Source organism: Candidatus Avelusimicrobium sp. (assembly GCF_056976295.1).
Genome location: NZ_DBMCTG010000005.1, coordinates 71,940 through 93,321 on the forward strand (window position 1 = coordinate 71,940; position 21,382 = coordinate 93,321).

At 48.1% G+C, this 21,382-nt stretch carries 19 protein-coding genes and 1 pseudogene; 4 read left to right on the forward strand and 16 right to left on the reverse strand.

Annotated features, from left to right (window positions below):
* Positions 1–155 precede the first annotated feature (155 nt).
* From infB to ACZOTW_RS03440, 3 genes are read right to left on the reverse strand one after another with little or no spacing between them, the layout of a single operon-like run.
* On the reverse strand, positions 156–2,435 hold the full coding sequence (gene infB, locus ACZOTW_RS03430) for a translation initiation factor IF-2 (RefSeq protein WP_483997491.1): 2,280 nt from the start codon (positions 2,433–2,435) through the stop codon (positions 156–158).
* Entirely contained in the window at positions 2,413–3,789 is a 1,377-nt protein-coding gene (nusA, locus tag ACZOTW_RS03435; RefSeq protein WP_177747149.1) for a transcription termination/antitermination protein NusA, read from the reverse strand. The genes infB and nusA overlap by 23 nt, the downstream gene beginning before the upstream one ends.
* 42 nt (positions 3,790–3,831) lie before the next feature.
* Entirely contained in the window at positions 3,832–4,290 is a 459-nt protein-coding gene (locus ACZOTW_RS03440; protein WP_428046561.1) for a ribosome maturation factor RimP, read from the reverse strand.
* Positions 4,291–4,428: 138 nt separating this feature from the next.
* On the opposite strand from ACZOTW_RS03440, the gene ACZOTW_RS03445 reads away from it, so the two are divergent.
* Complete coding sequence (locus tag ACZOTW_RS03445; protein WP_483997492.1) at positions 4,429–4,920, forward strand: hypothetical protein; 492 nt, start codon at positions 4,429–4,431, stop codon at positions 4,918–4,920.
* A gap of 145 nt (positions 4,921–5,065) precedes the next feature.
* Complete coding sequence (locus ACZOTW_RS03450) at positions 5,066–5,938, forward strand: outer membrane protein (protein ID WP_428062209.1); 873 nt, start codon at positions 5,066–5,068, stop codon at positions 5,936–5,938.
* An 84-nt stretch (positions 5,939–6,022) separates the two neighbouring features.
* Here the strand turns inward: ACZOTW_RS03450 and ACZOTW_RS03455 are convergent, their stop codons facing one another.
* The 7 genes from ACZOTW_RS03455 to ACZOTW_RS03485 are packed head-to-tail and all read right to left on the reverse strand — an operon-like array spanning position 6,023 to position 13,455.
* Positions 6,023–7,744 carry a proline--tRNA ligase gene (locus ACZOTW_RS03455; RefSeq protein WP_483997493.1) on the reverse strand — a complete coding sequence of 574 codons (1,722 nt, stop codon included), beginning with the start codon at positions 7,742–7,744 and terminating at the stop codon, positions 6,023–6,025.
* Positions 7,745–7,774: 30 nt separating this feature from the next.
* Positions 7,775–8,857 carry a flavodoxin-dependent (E)-4-hydroxy-3-methylbut-2-enyl-diphosphate synthase gene (gene ispG / locus ACZOTW_RS03460; RefSeq protein WP_428062201.1) on the reverse strand — a complete coding sequence of 361 codons (1,083 nt, stop codon included), beginning with the start codon at positions 8,855–8,857 and terminating at the stop codon, positions 7,775–7,777.
* Positions 8,844–9,965: a M50 family metallopeptidase gene (locus tag ACZOTW_RS03465; RefSeq protein ID WP_428040453.1), complete on the reverse strand. Its 1,122-nt coding sequence runs from the start codon at positions 9,963–9,965 to the stop codon at positions 8,844–8,846. The genes ispG and ACZOTW_RS03465 overlap by 14 nt, the downstream gene beginning before the upstream one ends.
* Positions 9,966–9,973: 8 nt before the next feature.
* Positions 9,974–11,173: a 1-deoxy-D-xylulose-5-phosphate reductoisomerase gene (dxr, locus tag ACZOTW_RS03470; RefSeq protein ID WP_483997494.1), complete on the reverse strand. Its 1,200-nt coding sequence runs from the start codon at positions 11,171–11,173 to the stop codon at positions 9,974–9,976.
* Entirely contained in the window at positions 11,170–11,991 is an 822-nt protein-coding gene (locus tag ACZOTW_RS03475; RefSeq protein ID WP_483997495.1) for a phosphatidate cytidylyltransferase, read from the reverse strand. The genes dxr and ACZOTW_RS03475 overlap by 4 nt, the downstream gene beginning before the upstream one ends.
* 52 nt (positions 11,992–12,043) lie before the next feature.
* Positions 12,044–12,760: a DNA alkylation repair protein gene (locus tag ACZOTW_RS03480; protein WP_483997496.1), complete on the reverse strand. Its 717-nt coding sequence runs from the start codon at positions 12,758–12,760 to the stop codon at positions 12,044–12,046.
* Positions 12,757–13,455 carry an isoprenyl transferase gene (locus ACZOTW_RS03485; RefSeq protein WP_483997497.1) on the reverse strand — a complete coding sequence of 233 codons (699 nt, stop codon included), beginning with the start codon at positions 13,453–13,455 and terminating at the stop codon, positions 12,757–12,759. The genes ACZOTW_RS03480 and ACZOTW_RS03485 overlap by 4 nt, the downstream gene beginning before the upstream one ends.
* A gap of 171 nt (positions 13,456–13,626) precedes the next feature.
* Between ACZOTW_RS03485 and ACZOTW_RS03490 the strand changes: the two genes are divergently transcribed.
* A complete protein-coding gene (locus ACZOTW_RS03490; protein WP_483997498.1) occupies positions 13,627–14,355 on the forward strand; it encodes a type IV pilin protein in 729 nt (242 codons plus the stop codon).
* 68 nt (positions 14,356–14,423) lie between these two features.
* Here the strand turns inward: ACZOTW_RS03490 and frr are convergent, their stop codons facing one another.
* From frr to ACZOTW_RS03520, 6 genes and pseudogenes are all read right to left on the reverse strand, one after another.
* Complete coding sequence (gene frr / locus ACZOTW_RS03495) at positions 14,424–14,987, reverse strand: ribosome recycling factor (RefSeq protein ID WP_428038137.1); 564 nt, start codon at positions 14,985–14,987, stop codon at positions 14,424–14,426.
* 68 nt (positions 14,988–15,055) lie between these two features.
* Positions 15,056–15,787: a UMP kinase gene (pyrH, locus tag ACZOTW_RS03500; RefSeq protein WP_177747115.1), complete on the reverse strand. Its 732-nt coding sequence runs from the start codon at positions 15,785–15,787 to the stop codon at positions 15,056–15,058.
* Positions 15,788–15,937: 150 nt separating this feature from the next.
* Positions 15,938–16,762 (reverse strand): translation elongation factor Ts, encoded by an 825-nt coding sequence (tsf, locus tag ACZOTW_RS03505; protein ID WP_177747112.1) that lies wholly within the window; start codon positions 16,760–16,762, stop codon positions 15,938–15,940.
* 335 nt (positions 16,763–17,097) lie between these two features.
* Positions 17,098–17,802: pseudogene (gene rpsB, locus ACZOTW_RS03510) on the reverse strand (30S ribosomal protein S2); the annotation flags it as partial.
* A gap of 154 nt (positions 17,803–17,956) precedes the next feature.
* Positions 17,957–19,120, reverse strand: coding sequence for an MFS transporter (locus tag ACZOTW_RS03515; protein ID WP_483997499.1), 1,164 nt, complete (start codon positions 19,118–19,120; stop codon positions 17,957–17,959).
* Positions 19,121–19,239: 119 nt separating this feature from the next.
* Positions 19,240–19,755 (reverse strand): LA_2272 family surface repeat-containing protein, encoded by a 516-nt coding sequence (locus ACZOTW_RS03520; protein ID WP_428042285.1) that lies wholly within the window; start codon positions 19,753–19,755, stop codon positions 19,240–19,242.
* A 117-nt stretch (positions 19,756–19,872) separates the two neighbouring features.
* Here ACZOTW_RS03520 and nadE point away from each other — a divergent pair, with 117 nt between their 5' ends.
* On the forward strand, positions 19,873–21,381 hold the full coding sequence (nadE, locus tag ACZOTW_RS03525) for an NAD(+) synthase (protein WP_483997500.1): 1,509 nt from the start codon (positions 19,873–19,875) through the stop codon (positions 21,379–21,381).
* Position 21,382: the final 1 nt, after the last annotated feature.

Below are 21,382 nucleotides of genomic sequence, written 5' to 3' on the forward strand. Positions count from 1 at the left end.
CAGGGCTTCAATGCTTAAACGATATTTGCGGATTGCGCTTGAATTAATCTTACATCTTAATTCTGCGCGTTACAATCCGCGTGCATAGAAAAGCCCCGCCAAAGGGCAGGGCTTCAATGCTTAAACGATAATTGCGGCTTGCGCTTGAATTAATCTTACATCTTAATTCTGCGCGTTACGTTATCTTTGCGGAAGCATTCAATTACGTCGCCTTCGGCTACGCCTTTGAACCCTTCAATCAAAATACCGCACTCATATCCTTTTTCCACTTCCTTTACATCGTCTTTGAAGCGTTTTAAGCCACCAATTTTGCCGTGGCCCACTTCTTCGCCGTTGCGTTTGATGCGTACTTCGTAGCCGCGTACTACTTTGCCACTATCTACGAGAGAGCCGGAAATTAAGCCGGAACTGAGTTTCATTACCTTTTTAATGGTGGCTGTACCTACAACCGTTTCCACCACATCGGGTTCTAATAAGCCTTCCATCGCGGCTTTGATATCTTCCAGCAGTTCAAAGATAATGGTGTAAAGGCGGATTTCAATGCCTTCGCGCTCGGCTTCGGCGTGGGCCTTGTTTTCTACATCCACGTGGAAACCGATTACCACCGCGTTACTGGCCTTAGCCAGCAGAATATCGGACTCGTTGATATTGCCCGGAGCGGAGAGGATAATATCCAATTCCACTTCGTCCGACGGAATACGCAGGAGCGCGTCTTTGATAGCCTCAATAGAGCCTTGTACGTCAGCCTTTAAAATAAGGCTTAACTTTTTAACGCGGTTTCCGTTTTCGTCCTTTTGCGCCAAGTTCATTAACGAAACTTGTTTGCGGTGGGCTTGGGAGTCTTCCTTCTGCGCCAGTTTACGTTTTTCGGCGGCATAGCGGGCTTCCTTTTCGCTGTCCATAATGTAGAGCGTGTCGCCCACTTGCGGCGGTTCTCCGTTGATACCTAAAATTTCAGCCGGAACGCTTGGCCCGATTTTTTGGTAGCGTTGGGAATTTTCGTCAATCAGCGCGCGGATACGGCCGTAGTTGGTCCCCACGATAAACGGGTCGCCTATTTTCATTGTGCCTTTTTGTACCAGCACGGTTGCCACGACACCGCGTTTATTATCGCGTTTGCTTTCCAAAATGACACCCACGCCCGGGCGGTCCGGGTTGGCTTTCAGTTCCATCATTTCGGCCTGCAAGGAAATCATTTCCAAGAGTTTATCAATATTGATGTTCTTTTTGGCTGAAATTTCCACATAAATGGTGTTTCCCTGCCACTCTTCGGGCACCAGCCCGCGGGCGGACAAGTCTTGCTTGACGCGGTCCGGATTGGCACCTGGCAAGTCAATTTTGTTGATTGCCACAATGATAGGCGCGCCGGCGGCTTTGGCGTGTTCCATAGCCTCAATGGTCTGCGGCATAATACCGTCTGTGGCGGACACCACGAGCACCACAATATCCGTGGCCTGGGCACCGCGGGCACGCATTGCCGTAAAGGCTTCGTGTCCGGGCGTGTCTAAAAACGTCAGTGTGCCGCGCGGAGTGGTTACGCGGTACGCGCCAATGTGCTGTGTGATAGCGCCCGCTTCACCCGCAACAACGTTAGATTTGCGGATAGCATCCAAAAGGCTCGTCTTACCGTGGTCCACGTGGCCCATAATGGTAATAACGGGGCTTCTGGGCTTTAAGGATGCCGGGTCGTCCGGCGTTTCCATAAGCGCGACGGTTTCTTTGCTTAAATCTTCTTCCGCCAGTTCCGCTTTAAAGCCACACTCGTCCACAATCAGTTCCAACATATCTTTTTCCAACCGCTGGTTAATCGTGGCGAAGATGCCCATCATCATTAACTTTTTGATAAAATCATTTGTTTTGATGTTCATCTTTTCGGCCAATTCTTTTACCGTCGGTTGGCCTACAATGCGGATAACCTTCGGGTCTTTGGTCGGAGCCTCTTGCACGGGCGCTTGATGATGATGGTGTCCGTGTCTCGGACCCTGCGGGCGGCTTTCCTTCGGGTGTTTTTCCTGCGGACGGTTTTGGGGCGCAGGCTGCTGTACCGGGGCCGCTTTCGGGGCCGGGGTTACTGGCACAGGCTTCGGCGCGGGAGCGACAGGGGCCGGTTTTGGCATATTGACAGCCTTTTGCTCTTGCGGTTGGGTAGCAGGTTTTGCTGCCGCCGCCGGTTGAACCGGTACTGTCTGTTCCTTTTCCGTTTTTACCTCTTCGGTAACGGGTTTGACGGCCGGTTTTTTAACCGTTGTTTTTGCGTGCGTTTTTTTAACTGCCGTCTTTTTGGCGGCAGTCGCTTTTGCGGACGTTTTTTTAGCCGTAGTTTTTTTGGCAGCCGTCGTTTTGGCGGTTGCTTTTTTGGCAGTTGTCTTTTTTACAGCCGTTTTCTTCTTGGCGGAGGATTCTTCGTCGGTATTAGTTGTTTTCTTTGTCGTCATTAGTTTCCTCCTGTGTGGACTTGTCCGCTAAATATTTTTTAGCGCCCTCAATAATCTTTGCGGCTGTTTTTTCGCCGATGCCCTGAACCGTGGACAAGTGTTCCACATCAAGTTCGGCGATTTGTTCTACGGTTGTAAAGCCGGATTTTTGCAATACTTCCGCCATTTTGGGGCCGATACCTTCTACATCTGCCAAGGTGGCCTGTACGGCGGCAGTGGCTTCTTTGCCTTCTTTTGCCTTTTGGGATTCGCTCTTTACTTCCAGGTTCCAACCTGTCAGTTTGGAGGCCAGTTTAATATTTTGCCAATCTTTCCCAATGGCGATAGCCAACTGGTCATCCGGCACAATAACGGTGGCCTTCTTTTCGGTGAGGCTTTCAATTTTTACAAAGTCTGCCTTAGCCGGGGCCAGCGAGTTCATAATGACGGTGGAAATATCGTCAGAATAGTTGATCAGGTCAATGCGTTCGCCGGATAGTTCGTTCATTACCGCGCGGATGCGGATACCGCGCATACCTACGCAAGTACCGATAGGGTCAATTTTGCTGTCAATGCTGGACACCATTACTTTGGCGCGGAAACCGGGGTCTCTCTGTACGTTTTTGATTTCCACAATGCCTTCGTTGATTTCGGGTACTTCCACTTTAAAAAGTTCTTCCAAGAATTTACCGTTGGCGCGGGATAAAATAACGTAAGGCCCGCGTTGTCCTTTATCCATTTTGAACGCGGCCGATTTGTAGCGGGAGAGCACCGGGTCGTCGCCGATATTGGCCAAATCATTTTGGTTGAGCACCTTGGCAATAATGGCTTTTACGCGGGAACCGTTTACATAGCGTTCCTTTTTGATTTGTTCGCAATACGGCAAAATGGCTTCTACTTTGCCTAAATCTACGATAATGTCGCGGTCGGAGAAGCGGCGCACGGAGCCTGTGATTACTTCGCCTTCGCGGGGTTTAAATTCTTTGTAGAAATTGTCGCGTTCAATGCCGCGGACTTTTTGAATTAACACTTGTTTGGCAATTTGCGCCGCAATGCGGGAGAAATCTTCCACTTCCAAGGTAATCGTTACCACGTCGCCGGCTTTGGGGGCCTTTAAGTATTTTTTTGCTCCTTCCACGTCAATTTCCATTTCCGGGTTGGTTACTACTTCCACCACATTTAGCGTTTGAAAGGCTTTAATGGAGCCGCTTTCTACATCAATTTTGGCTGAAATCTGGGCGGTTTTGCCCAAGTTTTTGCGCAAGGCGGACACCAAGGCATCTTCAATCGTTTTTAAAATGTCTTCGCGTTTGATATTCTTTTCTCTTTCCAAACCTTCTAACGCTAACACTAAATCTTTTGCACTTCCTTCCATTTTGATAATCTCCTTTTTGCTCGGTTTAATACCGCAGCGGGGTTAAAATTCAAGGACCGGGTCCAAATTGGCCTTCTTGATATTGTCGTACGCGAAGCGGAACTGGTTGGTTCCGTCATCAAGCACAAAGTGGTCGTCTTCCGCCGAGGCGATAACGCCCGTAAAACTGCCGCGGCCTTCCAACGGTATTTTAAGCACAACTTTGGCCCGTTGGCCCACGAAGCGTTTAAAGTGTTCGGGCTTTTTCAGTACGCGCTGCACTCCGGGGGAGGATACCTCCAAAATATAAGCGCCGTCAATCAAGTTTTCCATTTCCAAAATGGAATCAATTTTGTCGGTCAGTTCGCCGCAGTCATCCAGCGTTACGCCGCCGGTTTTATCTACGAAAAACTGTAAAAGTTTCTTTCTTCCTTGGTTTTGGATAATTAAATCCACCAGTTCCACGTCTTGCTGGGCAAGTGCGCGGGCTACGGTTTCTTCAATGGTTTTGGGGTCTCTCATATTTACTCCTTTTGTAGAGCCTTATTATGGAAAGAGCGGCTTGTTGCCAAGCCGCTCTTTCTAGAACACTCATATCATAACATATAGGGAGTAATGTGTCAAATATTTATCTTTCTTGCTAAAAAGTATAATAGTTATATGACAATTTCTTTTATGCAGATATCTCCGGCAAAAGCCGTATTGGCATTAGCCTTGGTGGAGCAGCGTGTATTGTGGTTGGAAACCAAGAGAATTGAACAATGGGCGCGCTCGCATTATTTATCCCGCTACAATTTGGCTTATTTTGACAATGCCGCCCGTCTGGGCCGGTTGTGGGGGCTTTTTGAGGCTTCCCGGTTGGTGGCTTCGGCCGTTTTGCTGGATGAGGATCCGCGTTGGCAAGATTATGAAAAAGCCCCCGCGTGGTATGTACATAACTTGGCCTCGGCGGTGGATAAACCGGGGGCCGGTGCTGAATTTTTATACTGGGCTGAAATGAAGGCGCGGGAACTAAAAAAGCAATTTTTGCGGCTTGATTGTAGGACCGGAGCAAAAAAAATTAATGCGTATTATGAAGAAAAGGGTTTTTTATATGCTGGTGAGTGTGAGGAACCCTTCTACAAAGGAACACTTCGGCAAAAGAAGTTATAAAACTGATAAAAAGCATTTGCCCGGGCTTGTACCCGGGTTTTTTTACAAACTAATCCATTTTTGCGGTTGCGCGGAAGAGGTGTGTTGTTTACAATAAAAGAGTAGTAGCCGTAATAAAACAGAAGTATTTTTTATAGGGGGAAAAATGAAGAAAACTGTATTAATTGCGGTCTTGGCGCTGGTATTGGGTGTCTCGTCCGCTTCTGCCCAAGGGGGCAAAACTTCCGGGGCGGCTTACCAACATAAAGCCGGTGCCGCCGCCACGCAAAAAGCCAATGCAGCATCCTTAAAAAAGGGTGAGCCTCGTCTTAATGCAAGTACCACCACTACGAACGTTTATAACGTGTCCGCCACTGACAAGCGCGGCACCACGGACTACGGCGTAATGGAGCAAACCGTTACCAATGCGCAAGGTTCCACCACTACCAATGCGGTGCTGTATGATGAATATACACCCAGCAAAGCCGCGCGTGTGAACGAAAGGGATATGGAAGTGTCTGTGGCGGGTGGTGTTTCTTATACGTTTAATAAAGACGACCGCAAAGACCGCTACGCCAAAAACGGATTCGGCGCGAATATGAATATGCTGTGGAATATGACGCCCAACTTTGCAATGGGGCTGGATTATATGATGCTCCACCCGGGCACCAAGAGCCACAACAAAGACGGCCAAGCCCGCAACTATAAGGACTTTTACTTACACTCTATTGCCTTGGGCGGGCGCTACACATTAAACGCGTGGGATAATTGGCGCGTTTACCTGCCAATGGGTTGGGGAATGATGCAAGCGCGTATGAAGACCACTACCGACGCGGGCGACCGTTCCAGTAAGGATAAATGGGGAACCGGTTTTTATGCGGGGTTAGGTTTGCAGTATGACATTTCTACCGACTTATTTGCCGGCTTGGAATACCGCTATACCTATGCGTTTATTAGTGATAAACATCTGTCCGACTTTGGACGCAATAATGACTTGCAGTTCCACTCGCTCTTTTTGCGTCTTGGTATGCGGTTTTAAGAAAGCAGATTGTTAAGGGTTAAACCCTTTTGTATCAATAAAAATCCCCAGAGCTTAAAATTTCTCTGGGGATTTTTGAATTTTTTATTTACCTGTGGCGGCTAATATCTTTTCCACCGCTTCGGACAAATTCCAGCGGACGGCTTCTTTATCGGTCCGCTTTTTATATTCGCATTGGCCGTCTTTCACCGTTCGGCTGCTGACCACCAGGCGGTACGGCAGGCCGATTAAGTCCATATCTTTAAACTTAATGCCGGCGCGTTCGTCGCGGTCATCTAACAACACGTCTAACCCTTTGGCTTCCAGCGCGGCACAAATTTCGTCTGCGTGTTTTTTTACTTCGGGGTTAGAGTGGTAATCAATGGCAACTAATGCTACATCAAACGGAGCCAAAGGCGCGGGCCAAATGATACCGTTTTCGTCGTGGGATTGTTCAATGGCGGCGGCCACCACGCGGCCTACACCAATGCCGTAGCAACCCATAATCATCGGTTGGGCCTTTTGTGTTTCGTCCAAGAACGTGGCGTTCATTGCCTTGGAATATTTAGTGCCCAATTTGAAAACGTGGCCTACTTCAATCCCGCGCGTAAATGTAAAGGGTTTGCCGCAATGGGGGCAGATATCACCCGCAGAAGCAATTTTCAGGTCGCAATATTCATCTACTTTAATATCGCGCAACGGTGTAACGTTTTTTGTATGGACGTCCTTTTCGTTCCCGCCGGACACGCCGTTAATCACCCCTTTTACATAGTTGTCGGCATAAATGGGCAGTTCGGGATGTTTCTCTTTTAAACCTTGTGCCCCTGCAAAGCCTACAAAGGAACCCGTAATCTTGGTATAAGTTTCTTCATCTGCTTTTACAAGTTCGGTGCATTTTAAAAACGCGCGGAATTTGGGTTCGTTCAATTCGTGGTCGCCGCGCATCAAGGCCACCACAGGCTTGCCGTCTGCCATAAACAAAAGGAGTTTAATGAGTTTAGAGGTCGGCACTTTGAGCATATCTGCCACGTCCTCAATCGTGTAAGCCTTGGGTGTGGAAACCTGTTCCATAGGCAGCAGTTCATCTTCGTTTAACGGTGGAAATTCCGGGCATTTGACGGCGGCCTTTTCCGTATTGGCTGCATAACCGCAATCGGAATCTGCGATAGCATCCTCGCCGTTGTCGGCCAAAACCATAAACTCGTGGGAGAAATTGCCGCCAATAGCGCCGGTGTCGGCTTCTACGGCTTTGAATTTAAAGCCGCAGCGCGTAAAAATGCGTTGATAGGCATCATACATCCGCTGATACCAATCGTCGGCCTGCGCGTCGGTAGCGGCAAAGGAATAGGCATCTTTCATATAAAATTCGCGGGAGCGCATTACGCCAAAGCGGGGGCGGATTTCATCGCGGAATTTAGTGCCGAACTGGTACAGACAGACCGGGAGTTGTTTGTAAGAGGATAAATCTTTACGGACGAGGTCGGTTACTTCTTCTTCGGCGGTGGGGGAAACGCAGAAGCCCGCGCCTTTGCGGTCTTCCAGTTTTAAGAGTTGGTCTCCAAAGTGTTCCCAACGGCCGCTTTCTTCCCAGAGTTCTTTGGGTTGGATAATCGGCATCCAAATTTCGTTGGCGCCCGCGCGGTTCATTTCCTCGCGAATAATTTGTTCCACCTTTTTAAGCACTTTAAAACCAAGCGGCAACCACTCGTACAGTCCGCTGCCCAGTTTGCGCACAAGCCCTGCGCGAATCATTAATTTTGCGGACAGGTTATCTGCATCTTTGGGGGCTTCTTTTAAAGTAGGAATATAATAGTTTGATAATTTCATTTTATGTCCTTTTTATGGTTTCTTATAAATTTATTTCTTCCAGGTGTTGATTTTGTCAATTAAAAAATCAACCCATTTTTCTTGCGGGAGTTTGAACATCGTTTGACCGTGTTCAAAATATAACCCTTCGCCTTTGCCACCCGCAATGCCGAAATCCGCATCACGCGCTTCGCCGGGGCCGTTTACAATGCAGCCCATTACGGCAATTTTCAGCCCGGTGGCCTTTTTTAACAGGTCTTTGTCGGAATAAATCTTTTCTTCCAAGGCGTGTACCGTTCCCGTTACATCTACTTGCGTGCGTCCGCAGGTGGGGCAGGAAATCAGGTTCGGGCCGTATTCACGCAGACCGAGCGCCTTTAAAATTTCGTAAGCCGTGCGTACCTGCATACGCGGGTCCTCGGTTAAGGAAACGCGTATTGTCGCGCCGATACCCTTTTGCAAAAGAGTGCCCAAGGCTACTGCACTTTTAACAGTGCCGCTTAAAAAACTGCCCGCTTCCGTAAGCCCTATGTGCAGGGGAATATCGCTTTGTTTAGCAAAAAGTTCGTTGGCCAGTACCGTCCGTTTGAAATTGTCGGACTTTAACGAAACGACCACATTTTTAAAGTTCAACTGTTCCAAAATGTTGGCTTGTTCCAGGGCTTCGTTGACCATTACTTCGGCCCATTTTTCGTCGGTCAGGTCCATTTTTCCCTGAACGGTTTTTAAATATTTTACGCTCCCCGCATTTACTCCAATGCGCATAGCCACGCCGTGGTCTAAGGCGGCTTTTACCACCTCTTTGGTGTTTTCCACCGCCCCGATGTTTCCGGGGTTGATGCGCACTTTATCTATGCCTTGTTTGATGGCTTCCAAGGCCAATTTATAATCAAAGTGAATATCCGCCACAAGAGGGGAGTGAATACGTTTTTTGATTTCGCCGATGGCTTGCGCCGCCTGCATATCGGGCACAGCCACACGGTTGATTTCACATCCGGCATCTTCCAATGCACAGATTTGCGCCGCTGTTTTGGCGGCGTCGCGCGTGTCTGTGTTGCACATACTTTGTACGCGCACAGGGTGGCCGGTTCCCAAAATATACGGGCCGACTTTTACTTCTCTACTTTTGTACATTTTCCGCCTCCGCGGGTGTTTGTTCGGGCGCGGCCTGTGCCGCCGCGGCGGCTTTGGGCTTAAAGAAGATACGTTTCGCGTCCGAATAGGTGGCATAAACCACGAGTAAAATTAAAAGATACATACCAATATTTACCGCGATATTAAGCGTTTTTTCGGTCGGTAACTTTTTGGTAAGCCCTTCCCATAAATAGACAAGGGCATATCCGCCGTCCAGTATCGGAATAGGAAATAAATTAAACATCCCCACCGCTACGGACAGCATAGCAATTAAAAACACAAAATCTAATAAACTGCGGTGTACCGCTTGGTGAATAATATTGACAATCCCTACCGGGCCGGCCAGTTCCGGGGCTTTCTTTTTAACGAAACTTTGCGTTAAGGAGGTAAGCGAAAACTTGGTCCAGTAGTAGCATTGGTAAAACCCCAGCCCGGCGGCTTTCCACCAAGGAACGGGTTGATATATTACCTCTACCGTTACACCCAGTACGGTAGGGGCATCTTTTTTAAAGGAGTCCGCCTTGGCGGTAGCGGTTAAAGTTTTATCCCCGCGTTCGTAAGTAAGCGTTAAATCGCCTTGGCGCTTGCCGATTTCTTCTACAACTTGCAGCCAGTTTGCTGTTTGAACACCGTTTACGGACAAAATTTTATCCCCTGCTTTTAGGTCCAGTTCGGCGGCCGGATAGCCCTCAGCCACCGCCCCGATAACAGCGGGCATCTTGGCGCCGTCTGTTTCCGGCATCCCTTTAATGTAAATCAGTGCGCCGAAGATAAGAGCGGCCAGCAGATAGTTAAATAACGCACCGTTTACCACCATAAAAAATTTGGCATACCATTTTTTAGCCGCAAATTCATACGGTTTGGGCGGTTCGGGAGCATCCTGGGGGTGGAACATTTGTCCGGCCGGTTCAACAAATCCGCCAAAAGGGATAGCCCGCACCTGATAATCTGTATCGCCCACTTTTTTGTGCCAAAGAATTTTGCCGAAACCAAAGGCAAATTCTTTTACGCGGATTCCCGTCAGGCGGCAAGCCAGGTAATGCCCGAATTCGTGAACAATGACAATCGGGCTTAAAGCAACAATAACAGCAATAATGGATAGTAGCATTTATTCTCCTAAATAGAAGCCTTTTTATAGGTTTTATCTGCCAGACAAGCCTGCGCGGCTTCACGCGCCCAGGCATCAGCATCTAATGCTTGGTTGAGGGTCGCATCTCCGCTTGTTTGCGGGGCGCCTTTAAGCACCGTGTAAATCAGTTTGGCAATATCGGTAAACTTGATTTGTTCTTTCAAAAAGGCATCTACGGCCACTTCGTCTGCCGCGCTTAACACAGCGGGCATAATACCACCTTGGCGGTAGGCCGATAAAGCCAAAGCCAGGCAAGGGAAGCGCTCAAAATCAGGCTCAAAAAATTCCAATTTAGAGGCTTCAAATAAATTTAATTTTTTTACCGGCCCAGGGGCGCGGTGCGGGTAGGTAATTGCATACTGAATCGGTACGCGCATATCCGGCTCGCCCATTTGGGCCAAAATGGCCCCGTCGTTAAACTCCACCGCCGAGTGTACGATAGATTGCGGATGAATTACAATTTGCACCTTTTCCTCAGGCAAATTAAAAAGGTTCATAATTTCAATAGATTCAAAGCCCTTATTCATTAGTGTAGCAGAATCTATGGTGATTTTTTTGCCCATATGCCAACGCGGATGGTTTAAGGCTTCGGCTGGTGTAACAGTGGACAAGGCTGCCTTGCGTTTGGCAAACGGTCCGCCGGAAGCCGTTAAAAAGACGCGGGAAATATCCTGCGTGTGGCGGTGGTATGAATACTCGTCGGTTAGCCCCGCCAAGCATTGAAAAATGGCGGAAGGTTCGCTGTCCACCGGCAAAATAGCGGCTTCCCAACGTTCGCACTCTTTCATTAATGTCTTTCCGGCCATTACCATAGGTTCTTTATTGGCAAGAGCCACCGTTTTTCCGGCTTTAATCGCACTTACCAAGGGTTGAAATCCCACGGCACCGACCACGCCGTTTATCACCAAATCGGCAGACGGCAAGGAGGCCATAAACATTAAACTTTCTATTTCGGGCGGCAAAAGGCGCGTGGCGGCGGGGACCTGGTCTTTAATTTTTTCGTAACTGGCCGGGTTTAACACCGCCGCAAAGCGAGGCTTAAAAGTGTGCAACTGCTTTAAAAATAAATCGGTATTATTATTAGCCGATAATGCTATTACGCGGTACTCTTTCCCTAACCGTGCAATTACGTCCAAGGAAGATGTGCCGATGGAACCGGTGGAGCCTAAAATTACGATGTTCTTCATAGTTTAATTGTGTAAAGGACGACGTAATAAAAAAGCGGCGCGAGCAGCAAATAAGAGTCAAACCTGTCCAAAAATCCGCCGTGTCCGGGGAGTAAATTGGAAGAATCTTTTACACCTGTGGAGCGCTTTATTACCGATTCGGCTAAATCGGATACCTGGCCCACTACGGCAATCAACAATCCCAAAATAACGGCGGTTTTAACCGAAAGAGTATTGGATAAAAACAAGTGCGCCATAAGCACCGCCGCACCGACGGCAAGCAGCGTACCGCCGATAGCGCCTTCCCACGTTTTTTTGGGGCTGACTTCCACATTTAATTTGTGGCGGCCCAGCAAACGACCGCAGAAATATGCGCCCGTATCACTTACCCATACGGTAATAATCATAAAAAGAGTTAAATATTCGCCATATTGCGGGATATCGCGCAGATTGATAAGGTGTGCCAAGGCCCACGGCATAAAAAATACGCCTGTAAAGGTGTTGCATACACGGTCCCACGAGCGTTTAGGGGTTAATACTTCAAATAAAAGCACGCCGAAGGTTACTACACTGATTGCAAAAGGGTACAAGTTATCCGGCAGTTCGGAAACGCTGGGCATACGGCCGACAATCGCCACGGCAGCCATTAACAGGCCGAAAAGCACCAAGGCCGGCATATGGACGGGCTTTTTCCCGGCGGTAAGAACAAGGCCGTATTCATACAAACAAAACAGAATTACACAGCCGACAAAGGCCATATAAATCGCGCCGCCAAAGTGGATAGCGGCCAAAACAACAGGGACCCCAATCAGGGCAGTAATGATTCTCGGTAATAGCATATCTTTATTTTACCATATTGGGGGAGATTAGCAGAGGGGAAAAAACAGATTTTTATTTCCGTTTGGCTACCATTACTTTGGTTTTGGGTAAATTTAACTCCCAAAGGGCATTGTGTGCCACCCAGCGGGCAGAGCGGTTGTCGGGGTAGAGGTCTAAAATTTCGTTGGCACACGCTACGGCGCGCGGCGTTAGGCGCGGGTTTTTTTTGCCAATATTACGCAAGGCCCAGTTGACGGCCTTATGTACCATTGGGCGCGGGTCGCAAGAGTGGTTTTTGATAAGCGGCAACAGTTTGATAAGGTCCTCATCTGTGGTTTTGGCGCGCGGAGCCGATAACGAACAAATAATGGCAAAGCCTGCCCGGCGGACAAATTCGTCCTCTTTTTTTATCCAGCGTTCAGCCAGTTTTAAAGGGTTTTTTACCTTGGAAAAAAGGTTTCCGCAACATAAATCGCAAATATCCCAGGAATTTAATTCACTAGCCCAGTTGTCCAGTTTTTCGCGTGTCATTTGTTCCGGGTCCGCCAACATAGAGGCCATAATGCGGGCCTCGTGGATGCCGCTTTGCCACAAGGCTTCGGCAAGGTCTTGGTCCGGGCGGGGCAGGCCCTTTACCAAGGCGCGCAGGGTGGTAACCGTCGTGCCGACGGCATTATCTGTGCAGATGCCGAATCTTTCCTGCATTTGCTTTTTGGTAGCCGCGGTGGCAAAGCGTTTGATGCGCGCGAGCATTTCTTCGGCGCGGGAGCGGGTAACCGGGGTAATCATATTCCTCCAAAGCGGCGCGTGCGGTGGAAATATTCGGTAAGCGCTTTATTAAATTCATTTTCGTCAAAGTCGGGCCAAAGCACCGGGGTAAAATAGAATTCGCTGTATGCGGCTTGCCATAATAAAAAGTTAGAAAGGCGCTCCTCGCCGGACGTGCGGATAATCAGTTCCGGGTCCGGCAAGGCCGGTTGATAAAGAGCCGCTGAAATATCCTCCATAGATACGGCTGTTTTGCCTTGCTTTAAAAGCGTATTTACGGCTTGGGTGATTTCTTGCCGGGCACCGTAATTAAGAGCCAAATTGAGGGTTAGCGCGGTGTTTTGGGCGGTAGAAGTGATTGCTTTGTTAATTTTCTCTAATACCGCGGGGGGGAGTTTTTCCCGGCTGCCGCTAATTAGCAGTTTTACTCCGTGTTTGTCGGCATCTTTGGCATAGCGGTCCAAGGTTTGTTCCAAGAGTTTAAAAAGGCCGTCTATTTCGTCCTGAGGGCGCGACCAGTTTTCGGTAGAAAAAGCATACAAGGTCAAAAATTCCACCCCGGCCTGCTTGGCGGCTTTTATGGTGCGCTCCACCGCATTAGCCCCGGCGCGGTGGCCGGCCAAACGCGGAAAGCGGCGCTCTTTGGCCCAACGACCGTTTCCGTCCATAATAATAGCAACGTGGCGGGGAGTAGTATTTTGTATTTCTTGGGACATATTTATATTTTACTTTATTTAGCGGCGCGGCGGGGCAAAGGGGAACCTGTTTTGAGGAAAAAACAGGGGTATTTATGGCGTTTGTTGGCTGGGTATTTTAAAAGGGCTTGACTCGTTTTTTTTTTGATAAATTTTGAGTTGTATCAAAATTTATCAAAAATGGTGGAAGTAATGAAAAACGCGCGTATGGGCCGATTAGACGGGTTATTGAGCGGATTGAATAAAGCATTGTTTCTTTTGTCATCCCCGATGAATTTAGTCGGGGATCTGTCGTTATGCAAGGGATTAACAAGGATGAACAACGGATTCCCGACTACGACATTCGGGAATGACGGACACGACAACCACGACAACCACGACAACAACAGATCCTGGACTACGACTTTCCAGGATGATGGCAACTACTACTCGGCAAGCCGTGGCTTTACCTTAATAGAACTGTTGGTAGTTGTACTTATTATTGGCATTTTGGCATCGTATGCGGTGCCGTCTTACCGGGTGGCGGTGGGCACCAGCCGCGCGGCTACAATGTATGCGTTAATGCATACGATAGATGAAGCCCAGCAGCTTTATTTAATGAGAACTAACCACTATTCAGCCAATTTAAATTCTTTGGTAATTTCTATGCCTGCCGGATTTAGAGAAGTCAATGCTAGTGCAATTTCCACCGATAATATGCAGTGTCTCATTGTCAGTTTTAATGAAAATAATCACTCCTCTATAAGGTGTTGGGACTTGAAAACGGATGTATCCCTAGAAAAATATCACGACTCTACCGAGTGGTTATGTTGGGCGCGCCAAAATAATGCATTAGGTAATCGCATTTGTCAAAATATTTCAGGCAAGGATGAACCTACTTCTTCGGGGGGCGATAACGAATACCGCTATAATTATCAATAATAAAATGAAGCAAAAAACCCCGGGCTAATAAGTCCGGGGTTTTTACATCTATCAAACCAGCCAAAAAACTAAATTTTCATAATTTCGGCTTCTTTATTTTTAATGATTTGCTCAATCTGGGCAATGTGTGCATCCGTCGTTTTTTGTACGTCGGTTTCGTAGCGTTTCAAATCATCTTCCGTAATTTCTGCCGCTTTTTGGGCTTTTTTCAATTTTTCCAGTACGTCGCGGCGTTCGTTGCGCACGGCTACTTTAAAATCTTCGCTCATTTTGGAAATGTTTTTTGCCAACTGTTTGCGGCGGTCTTCCGTCATAGACGGCAAGGTAATGCGGATAACTTTCCCGTCGTTTACCGGGCTTGCGCCGAGGTCGGCCTTTTGCAAGGCGCGGTCAATATCGTTTAAAGAAGAAATATCCCACGGCTGGATCTCCAAGGTTTTGGCATCCAAAATATTGATAACAGCCATTTGTTTAATCGGGGTCGGCGTGCCGTAATAATCCACGCGGATGTTTTCCAAGAGTCCCGCGCTGGCGCGGCCCGTGCGGATAGTGGCCAAGTCGCGTTCCAAGCGTGCGACATGTTCGCCCATATTGTTTTTTGTTTTGTTTAGCAGATTGGTAATCCCTTCCATATAAAAATCCTCTTAATAGTGAAATGTTACTTTATTATAGCAATTCCGTACTGATATGTCAGTCGGTGTTAGTAAATAATCGTGCCGACATCTTCGCCGCAGAGCGCTCGTTTGATATTGCCTTTTTTGTGCAGATTAAATACTTGGACGGGCACTTTGTTTTCTAAGCACAATGCAAGGGCGGCCGTATCCATAAACTGCAACTGGCGGGCAATAGCGTCCTTGTAAGTGATTTTGTGAATTAATTTAGCCTCGGGATTTTTGCGGGGGTCGCTGTCATACACGCCGTCAACCTGCGTGGCTTTTAACAGTACGTCCGCGTTAATTTCGCTGGCGCGTAAGGCGGCTGCACTATCGGTGGTGAAGAACGGGTTGCCTGTGCCGCCCGCGAAAATGACAATGCGTCCTTTTTCCAAGTGGCGCAAGGCTTTGCGGCGCACAAAAGGTTCGGCTAACTGATAAATGTTAATAGACGTAAGTACGCGGGTGGGGGCTCCGGCTTCTTCCAACGCGGATTGGAGCGCAAGCGCATTAATCACGGTGGCGAGCATACCCATATTGTCGGAGTTTACGCGGTCAATCACACCGCCGCCGTCGCGAACGCCGCGCCAAATATTGCCGCCTCCCAATACAATGGTCAGTTCGCAATTACCGCAGCGGTAAGCATCAGCAATTTCTTCGGCAATTTCTTTTAAGGCTTGCGGGTTAATGCCGCGGTGCCCTTCGTTGATGAGGGCTTCACCGGACAATTTTAATAACACTCTTTTTTTGTGCTGGGGTTTGCAGCAACACGTTTCCATACAAATTCTCCTCGCTTTTAGCGGATATTTTTATTATTCTACCACAAAACGGCGCCTAAATACTGCGGGCGGGTGGGCTTTTCTTTGTGCCGCGGGGAAAATAACAACCCACAGCATAAAAAAAAGCCCCTCGCAAGAGGGGCTTAAAAACTAGAAGCGTACAAAGCGTACAACTTTCAGTTCGCAACCAAGAGCCTTGGATTCTTCGTCCAAATAGGCGGCAACGGTTTTCTTGTTGTCTTTAATGGTCGGCTGTTCCAAGAGACAGTTTTCTTTGGCAAACTTTTTAACTTTGCCGGGCAACATTTTTTCAATGGTTTCGGCGGGTTTGCCTTCGTTAATGGCTTGCGTTTTGTAGATGTCCAATTCGCGGTCAATTACTTCTTGCGGAATATCTTTGGCATCTACCCAGCCGGTCTGCATACCTACGGTGTGCATCGCGAGGCCGCGGGCAATTTCTTGTACTTTGGCGGCATCGCTGCAAGCGCCGGTAACGGACATTTCCAACAAGGAGGCTTTTTTATTGTCGGAGTGGACATAGTAAGCCATTACATTACCGTCGGCCGGGGCCCAGTTATAACCGCCCTTAAAGGTGGTGTTTTCACCGAATTTGGGGGCTTGTTCCAAAATCATATTTTTGATATGTTCGTCTTTGGAATAGTCCAAACCGGGGTGTTCCAACACATATTGGGCGAGGTCGTCAGCCAATTTGATGAAGGCATCGGTCTTGGCTACGAAGTCGGTTTCGCAACCCAAGTAAATCATTGCAAAGTTTTTGCCGTCGGTCTTAACGGATACTCTGCCTTCTTTGGTTTCGCGGTCAGAGCGTTTGGCCATATCCGCCAAACCTTTTTTGCGCAAGAATACAATGGCTTGTTCCATATCGTCTTTGCATTCAATTAACGCTTTTTTGCAGTCCATCAAACCGGCGCCGGTTTTTTCTCTTAAAATCTTAATATCTTCGGCTAAAGACATTTTGTTCTCCTGTATATAAGATAAATCGGATAGAAAGTTCCCGGACGGACCGGGAACTTTCAAGATTATTTGGCTTCTTCCGCCGCAGTTTCCGTTTCGGCTTTGGCCTTTACGGTTTTTTTGGCTTTCGGAGCGGCTTTTTTAGCAGCCGTTTTCTTTTTGGCAGCGGGTTTCTTTTCCGCTTTTTTTTCGGCGGCTTCTTCGGCCACTACTTCTTCGGCTTTGACAACTTCCTGCACCGCTTCTTTTTCCACGGCGGCAGGTTCAGCGTTTTCAGCGGCTAACATAGCAGATTCAAACGCTTGGGCCATTACCGGGTTTTCGGCGGGTTTGTTTTCAGCGGTTTTGACGGCTTCCAGTTCGGCTTTGCCTTCCAGAATAGCATCGGCAATTGCACCGCAGAACAATTTGATAGAGCGGGCCGCGTCGTCGTTACCGGGGACGGGTACGCTAATCATATCAGGGTCGGCGTTGGTGTCGCAAACGGCTACCACCGGGATACCCAAAGCGTGGGATTCGCGCACGGCACCGGCGGTGTCCACCGGGTCAATGACAAATACCACATCCGGCAATACTTTCATATCGCGGATACCGCCCAACAGTTTTTGCAAGCGCTGCATTTCTTTGGTTAAGCGGCTGGCTTCTTTTTTGGAAATGGCTTTAAACACGCCGGAAGCTTCCCATTTTTCCAATTCGTTCAAGCGTTCAACGGATTTCTTGACGGTTTGGAAGTTGGTAAGCGTACCGCCGAGCCATTTTTCGTGGATGCAATAAGCACCGCAGCGGGCGGCTTCGGCTTGGATGGCTTCTTGGGCTTGTTTTTTGGTACCGACGAACAAAAATTTAGCACCTTTTTTGCTTTCTTCTTTGATGAAAGCGCAGGCTTTTTTAAGTTCTTTGGCGGTTTTTTGCAAGTCTAAAATGTGTACGCCGTTTCTTTCTCCAAAGATAAAGCGTCCCATTTTGGGGTTCCAGCGGGAAGTTTGGTGGCCGAAATGCACACCGGCTTCCAGCATGGCTTTCATAGATACGTTGCTCATTATTATTCTCCTGTGGCCGCTGCCTAAATTAGGGAAGAGCCCCCGGTGGCATTGGCCTGGGTGTCGTCGGGACAGGCTTTGATTTACAAACTTTTTTCGCTCTCCCGCTCAAATTACACCTATGACTATTATAGCATATAACAGAAATCCGCGCCTAGCGGGCTTTTGCTTTTGCCGCCACCAAACTGACCGACAGCCCCGCACAAGCCATTATAAAGAAAGCCACGCGCATATTGCTGGCCTGCGAAATAAAGCCGATTAATGGAGGGGTAAACAAAAAACCAAAAAAACCAATAGTGGAAACCGTAGCCACAGCCATACTGGGCGGCATACGGGTAGTTTTGCCCGCTAAACTATAACACAGCGGCACAATGGAAGAAAACCCAAGCCCCACCAAAAAGAACCCGGCAACCGCCGTATAAAAGGAGGGGAAAACTACCGATAAGACAAAGCCGATAAATAAAATAACCCCGCTTCCTTTAATCACTTGTGAGGAGCCGAAACGGGTGGCAAAGAAATCAGCCGAAAAACGCCCGATTGTCATGGCCGTCATACAGGCTATATACCCGGTGCGGATTAAATTGTCCGCCGGATGCACTACCTGCATAAAATACACACTGCTCCAATCGTACATAGTGCCCTCGCAGGACATAGAACAGAAGGCCATTATCCCCAAAAGCGCAATATATAAGGAAGGCTTTACAAAGGTTTTTTGGCGGACATCTCCCACCTTTATTTTGCGGTCGCGCGGCAACATAGAGGCATACATAGACAGCAAAATAACAAGGCAGACAAAGAACGTCATCAAAAAATGTTCCTGCGTGGAAATGCTATGCGCGGCCATCCACGCGCCCAAAAGGCCGCCGACCACTCCGGCTAAACTCCACATCCCGTGGAAGGATGCCATAATGCTGCGGTTGTAGAGTTTTTCCACACCTACACCTTGTGTATTAACGGAGATATTGGAAAGGTTGGACGTTATCCCAAAGAAAAACAGCGCGGCCATTAACTGGATCTTGGTGGTTACAAATCCCAACAATACCAAGGCCAACGGGTAAATGACGGAAGCGATTGTCAACATTTTGCGGCTGCCGAAACGGTTGACGAGCCAGCCGGAAAGCATCATAGCGGACAGTTGGCCTGCGGGAATTAAAAACAACACTCCGCCCAATTGTGCATCAGACAAAGATAACGCAGATTTAACATCAGGGATACGGCTTGCCCAACTGGAAAAAACAATCCCGTGAATAAAGAAAAAAGAAGAGGCCGCTAAACGGTAAAACCGTTGGGTCCGGTGCGGAAGAGATACAGATGACATATATATAATTTATCTTTTTAAAGCGTTTTAAAAATAACTGTTTTCCGGCCTGGCCGGTGGTTCTTTGTACCCAAAGAAAAACCGCGGACGTTATGCGCCCGCGGCCTTTCAAAAAATAATTAGAAGCGGCCGTTTACCAATACCATAGCCGGGAACCAGCCGTTTTCGGCAATATTCAAAATCCCAACCTGTAAGCCTTCAATAGTGCGCGCATAGTTTACAAACCCTATCTGCGCGCCGTGGATGTATTCGGCCTGGTTAAACAGCCCGAACTGCAAGCCGGAAATCTCCCGGTTGGACATATTTACAAAACCAAATTGTGCCCCTGCGATATTTTCCGCCTTTGCCAGCAACCCAAATTGCGCACCGTACACATCGTTAGCCAGGTTGATAATCCAAGCGAAACTGACCCCTTTCAATTCATATTCCGTTTGCGCAAAAATCAGGTCAAGTTGCACCCCGGATATGGTTTCGGTTTTGGAGCCGATACCCAAATCAATACCTGTGATGTCGTGTATGTTATCCGGGCTGGCGATAGCCGTTTTGTCCCAAAGGGATAATTTAAAAATGCCCGGCTCGGCGGCCGCAGGCCACGCGGCAAATAGCGCCAAGGCCAAAATTAAAAGTTTCTTCATACAAAATTCTCCTTTATAGTAAGTCTTGCATAATAATTATTTTAGCAATTTATAACCTGGTTTTTCAGTTTAAATTTTAGGCAAAAATTGTACAATATTTTAAGAGGTATTTTTACTATGCAGATAAACCTGGCTTCTTTTAACCCGTTGGCGGCGGATATTACTTTTAACGCCAAATCCATTATAGATTTGCTCCGTGCTCCCGCTCCCAAGGCGGACTTACTCGTCTTGCCCGAGGCGGCCTTGTGCGGCTGTCCGCTCTTTGATTTATTTGACGATAAACGCCTGCTCTCGCAAGCGGCTCCGGCACTTAAAAACATTGCCAAGGAAACAAAAGATACTGCGGTTGTTTTCGGCTTAGCGGAGCGCGTAAATAAAGAATCCGCCACTGCGCTTGCCTTTATATATAAAGGTAAAGTTACCAAAATTTACGATTGCGAAACGGTTGATTTCAAAGGCCTTCATCTGCAACTGGTGTTAGGTATGCCTGATGATAAAAATTTTTCGCCTGACCCGGATGCCGATATAGTGCTGTTTTTAATGGCCAGGCCCTATTTAAAAGGAAATCTTGCACTGCGATTAGAATCTCTTAAAAAATACGCCAAAAAGCACGCCCAGCCCGCCTTGATGTGTAACTTGTTAGGCGGCGGAGACGGTATGATTTTTGACGGACTGACCGCCGCGGCGGACAAAAAGGGCAACCTGGTACTGTTGGGGGAACCCTTTAAAGAGCAGGTTCTTACCTACGATACCGAAGCCGCATATAAGCCCGTATCTTACGAAATGCCTTGGCAAGAGGAACTCATTAATGCTTTGGCGTTTGGATTGCGCGATTATGTGCATAAAAGCGGGTTGGACAAGGTTGTGTTTGGCCTTAGCGGCGGAATTGACTCCGCCTTTACGGCGGCGTTGGCGGCCAAGGCTTTGGGCGGGGAGAGCGTGTATTGCGTTTCTTTGCCGTCCTATTGTACAAGTGATTTAAGCAAAAGTTTGGCGGGCCAGTTGGCAAGGTCGCTTGGGGTGAATTTGGAAGAAATCGGCGTAATGCCCGGACTGACGGCATTAAAAGAATCTTTTGCGCATATTGTTTCTCATCCCAAAGATGCCACAGAACAGGAACTGCAATCCCGCCTGCGCACGACTATTTTGGGGGCACTGGCTACGGAATATAACGCTATGCTTCTATCCACGGACGACAAAAGCGAATCGGCGGTAGGGGCATTTATTCTCTATGGCGATGCCGGCGGTGCGCTCCGGCCGATTGGTGATTTGTATAAGAGTGAAATCTATGAACTGGCCGCCTATTTAAACCAAACGCAGGAGGTTATCCCGCAGGGCATTATTGAGCGTGCGCCCACGTCCGAACTGCGCCCCAACCAAAAGGACGAGGACCAACTCCCGCCCTATGCGGCGTTGGATAAAATTTTGCGTTTGTATTTTGAAGAACAATTAACGGCGGCGGAAATTGCCAAAAAGTGCCATACGAAACTGGAAACCGTAATAGATGTTTTAACGCGCATTAACGCGGCGGAATTAAAACGCAGCCAGACGGCTCCCGCATTAGAGGTTAGCGCGCACCCGCTTAACGGCGTGCGTTGGCCTGTCATTAAAAAAATTAACTTATAAT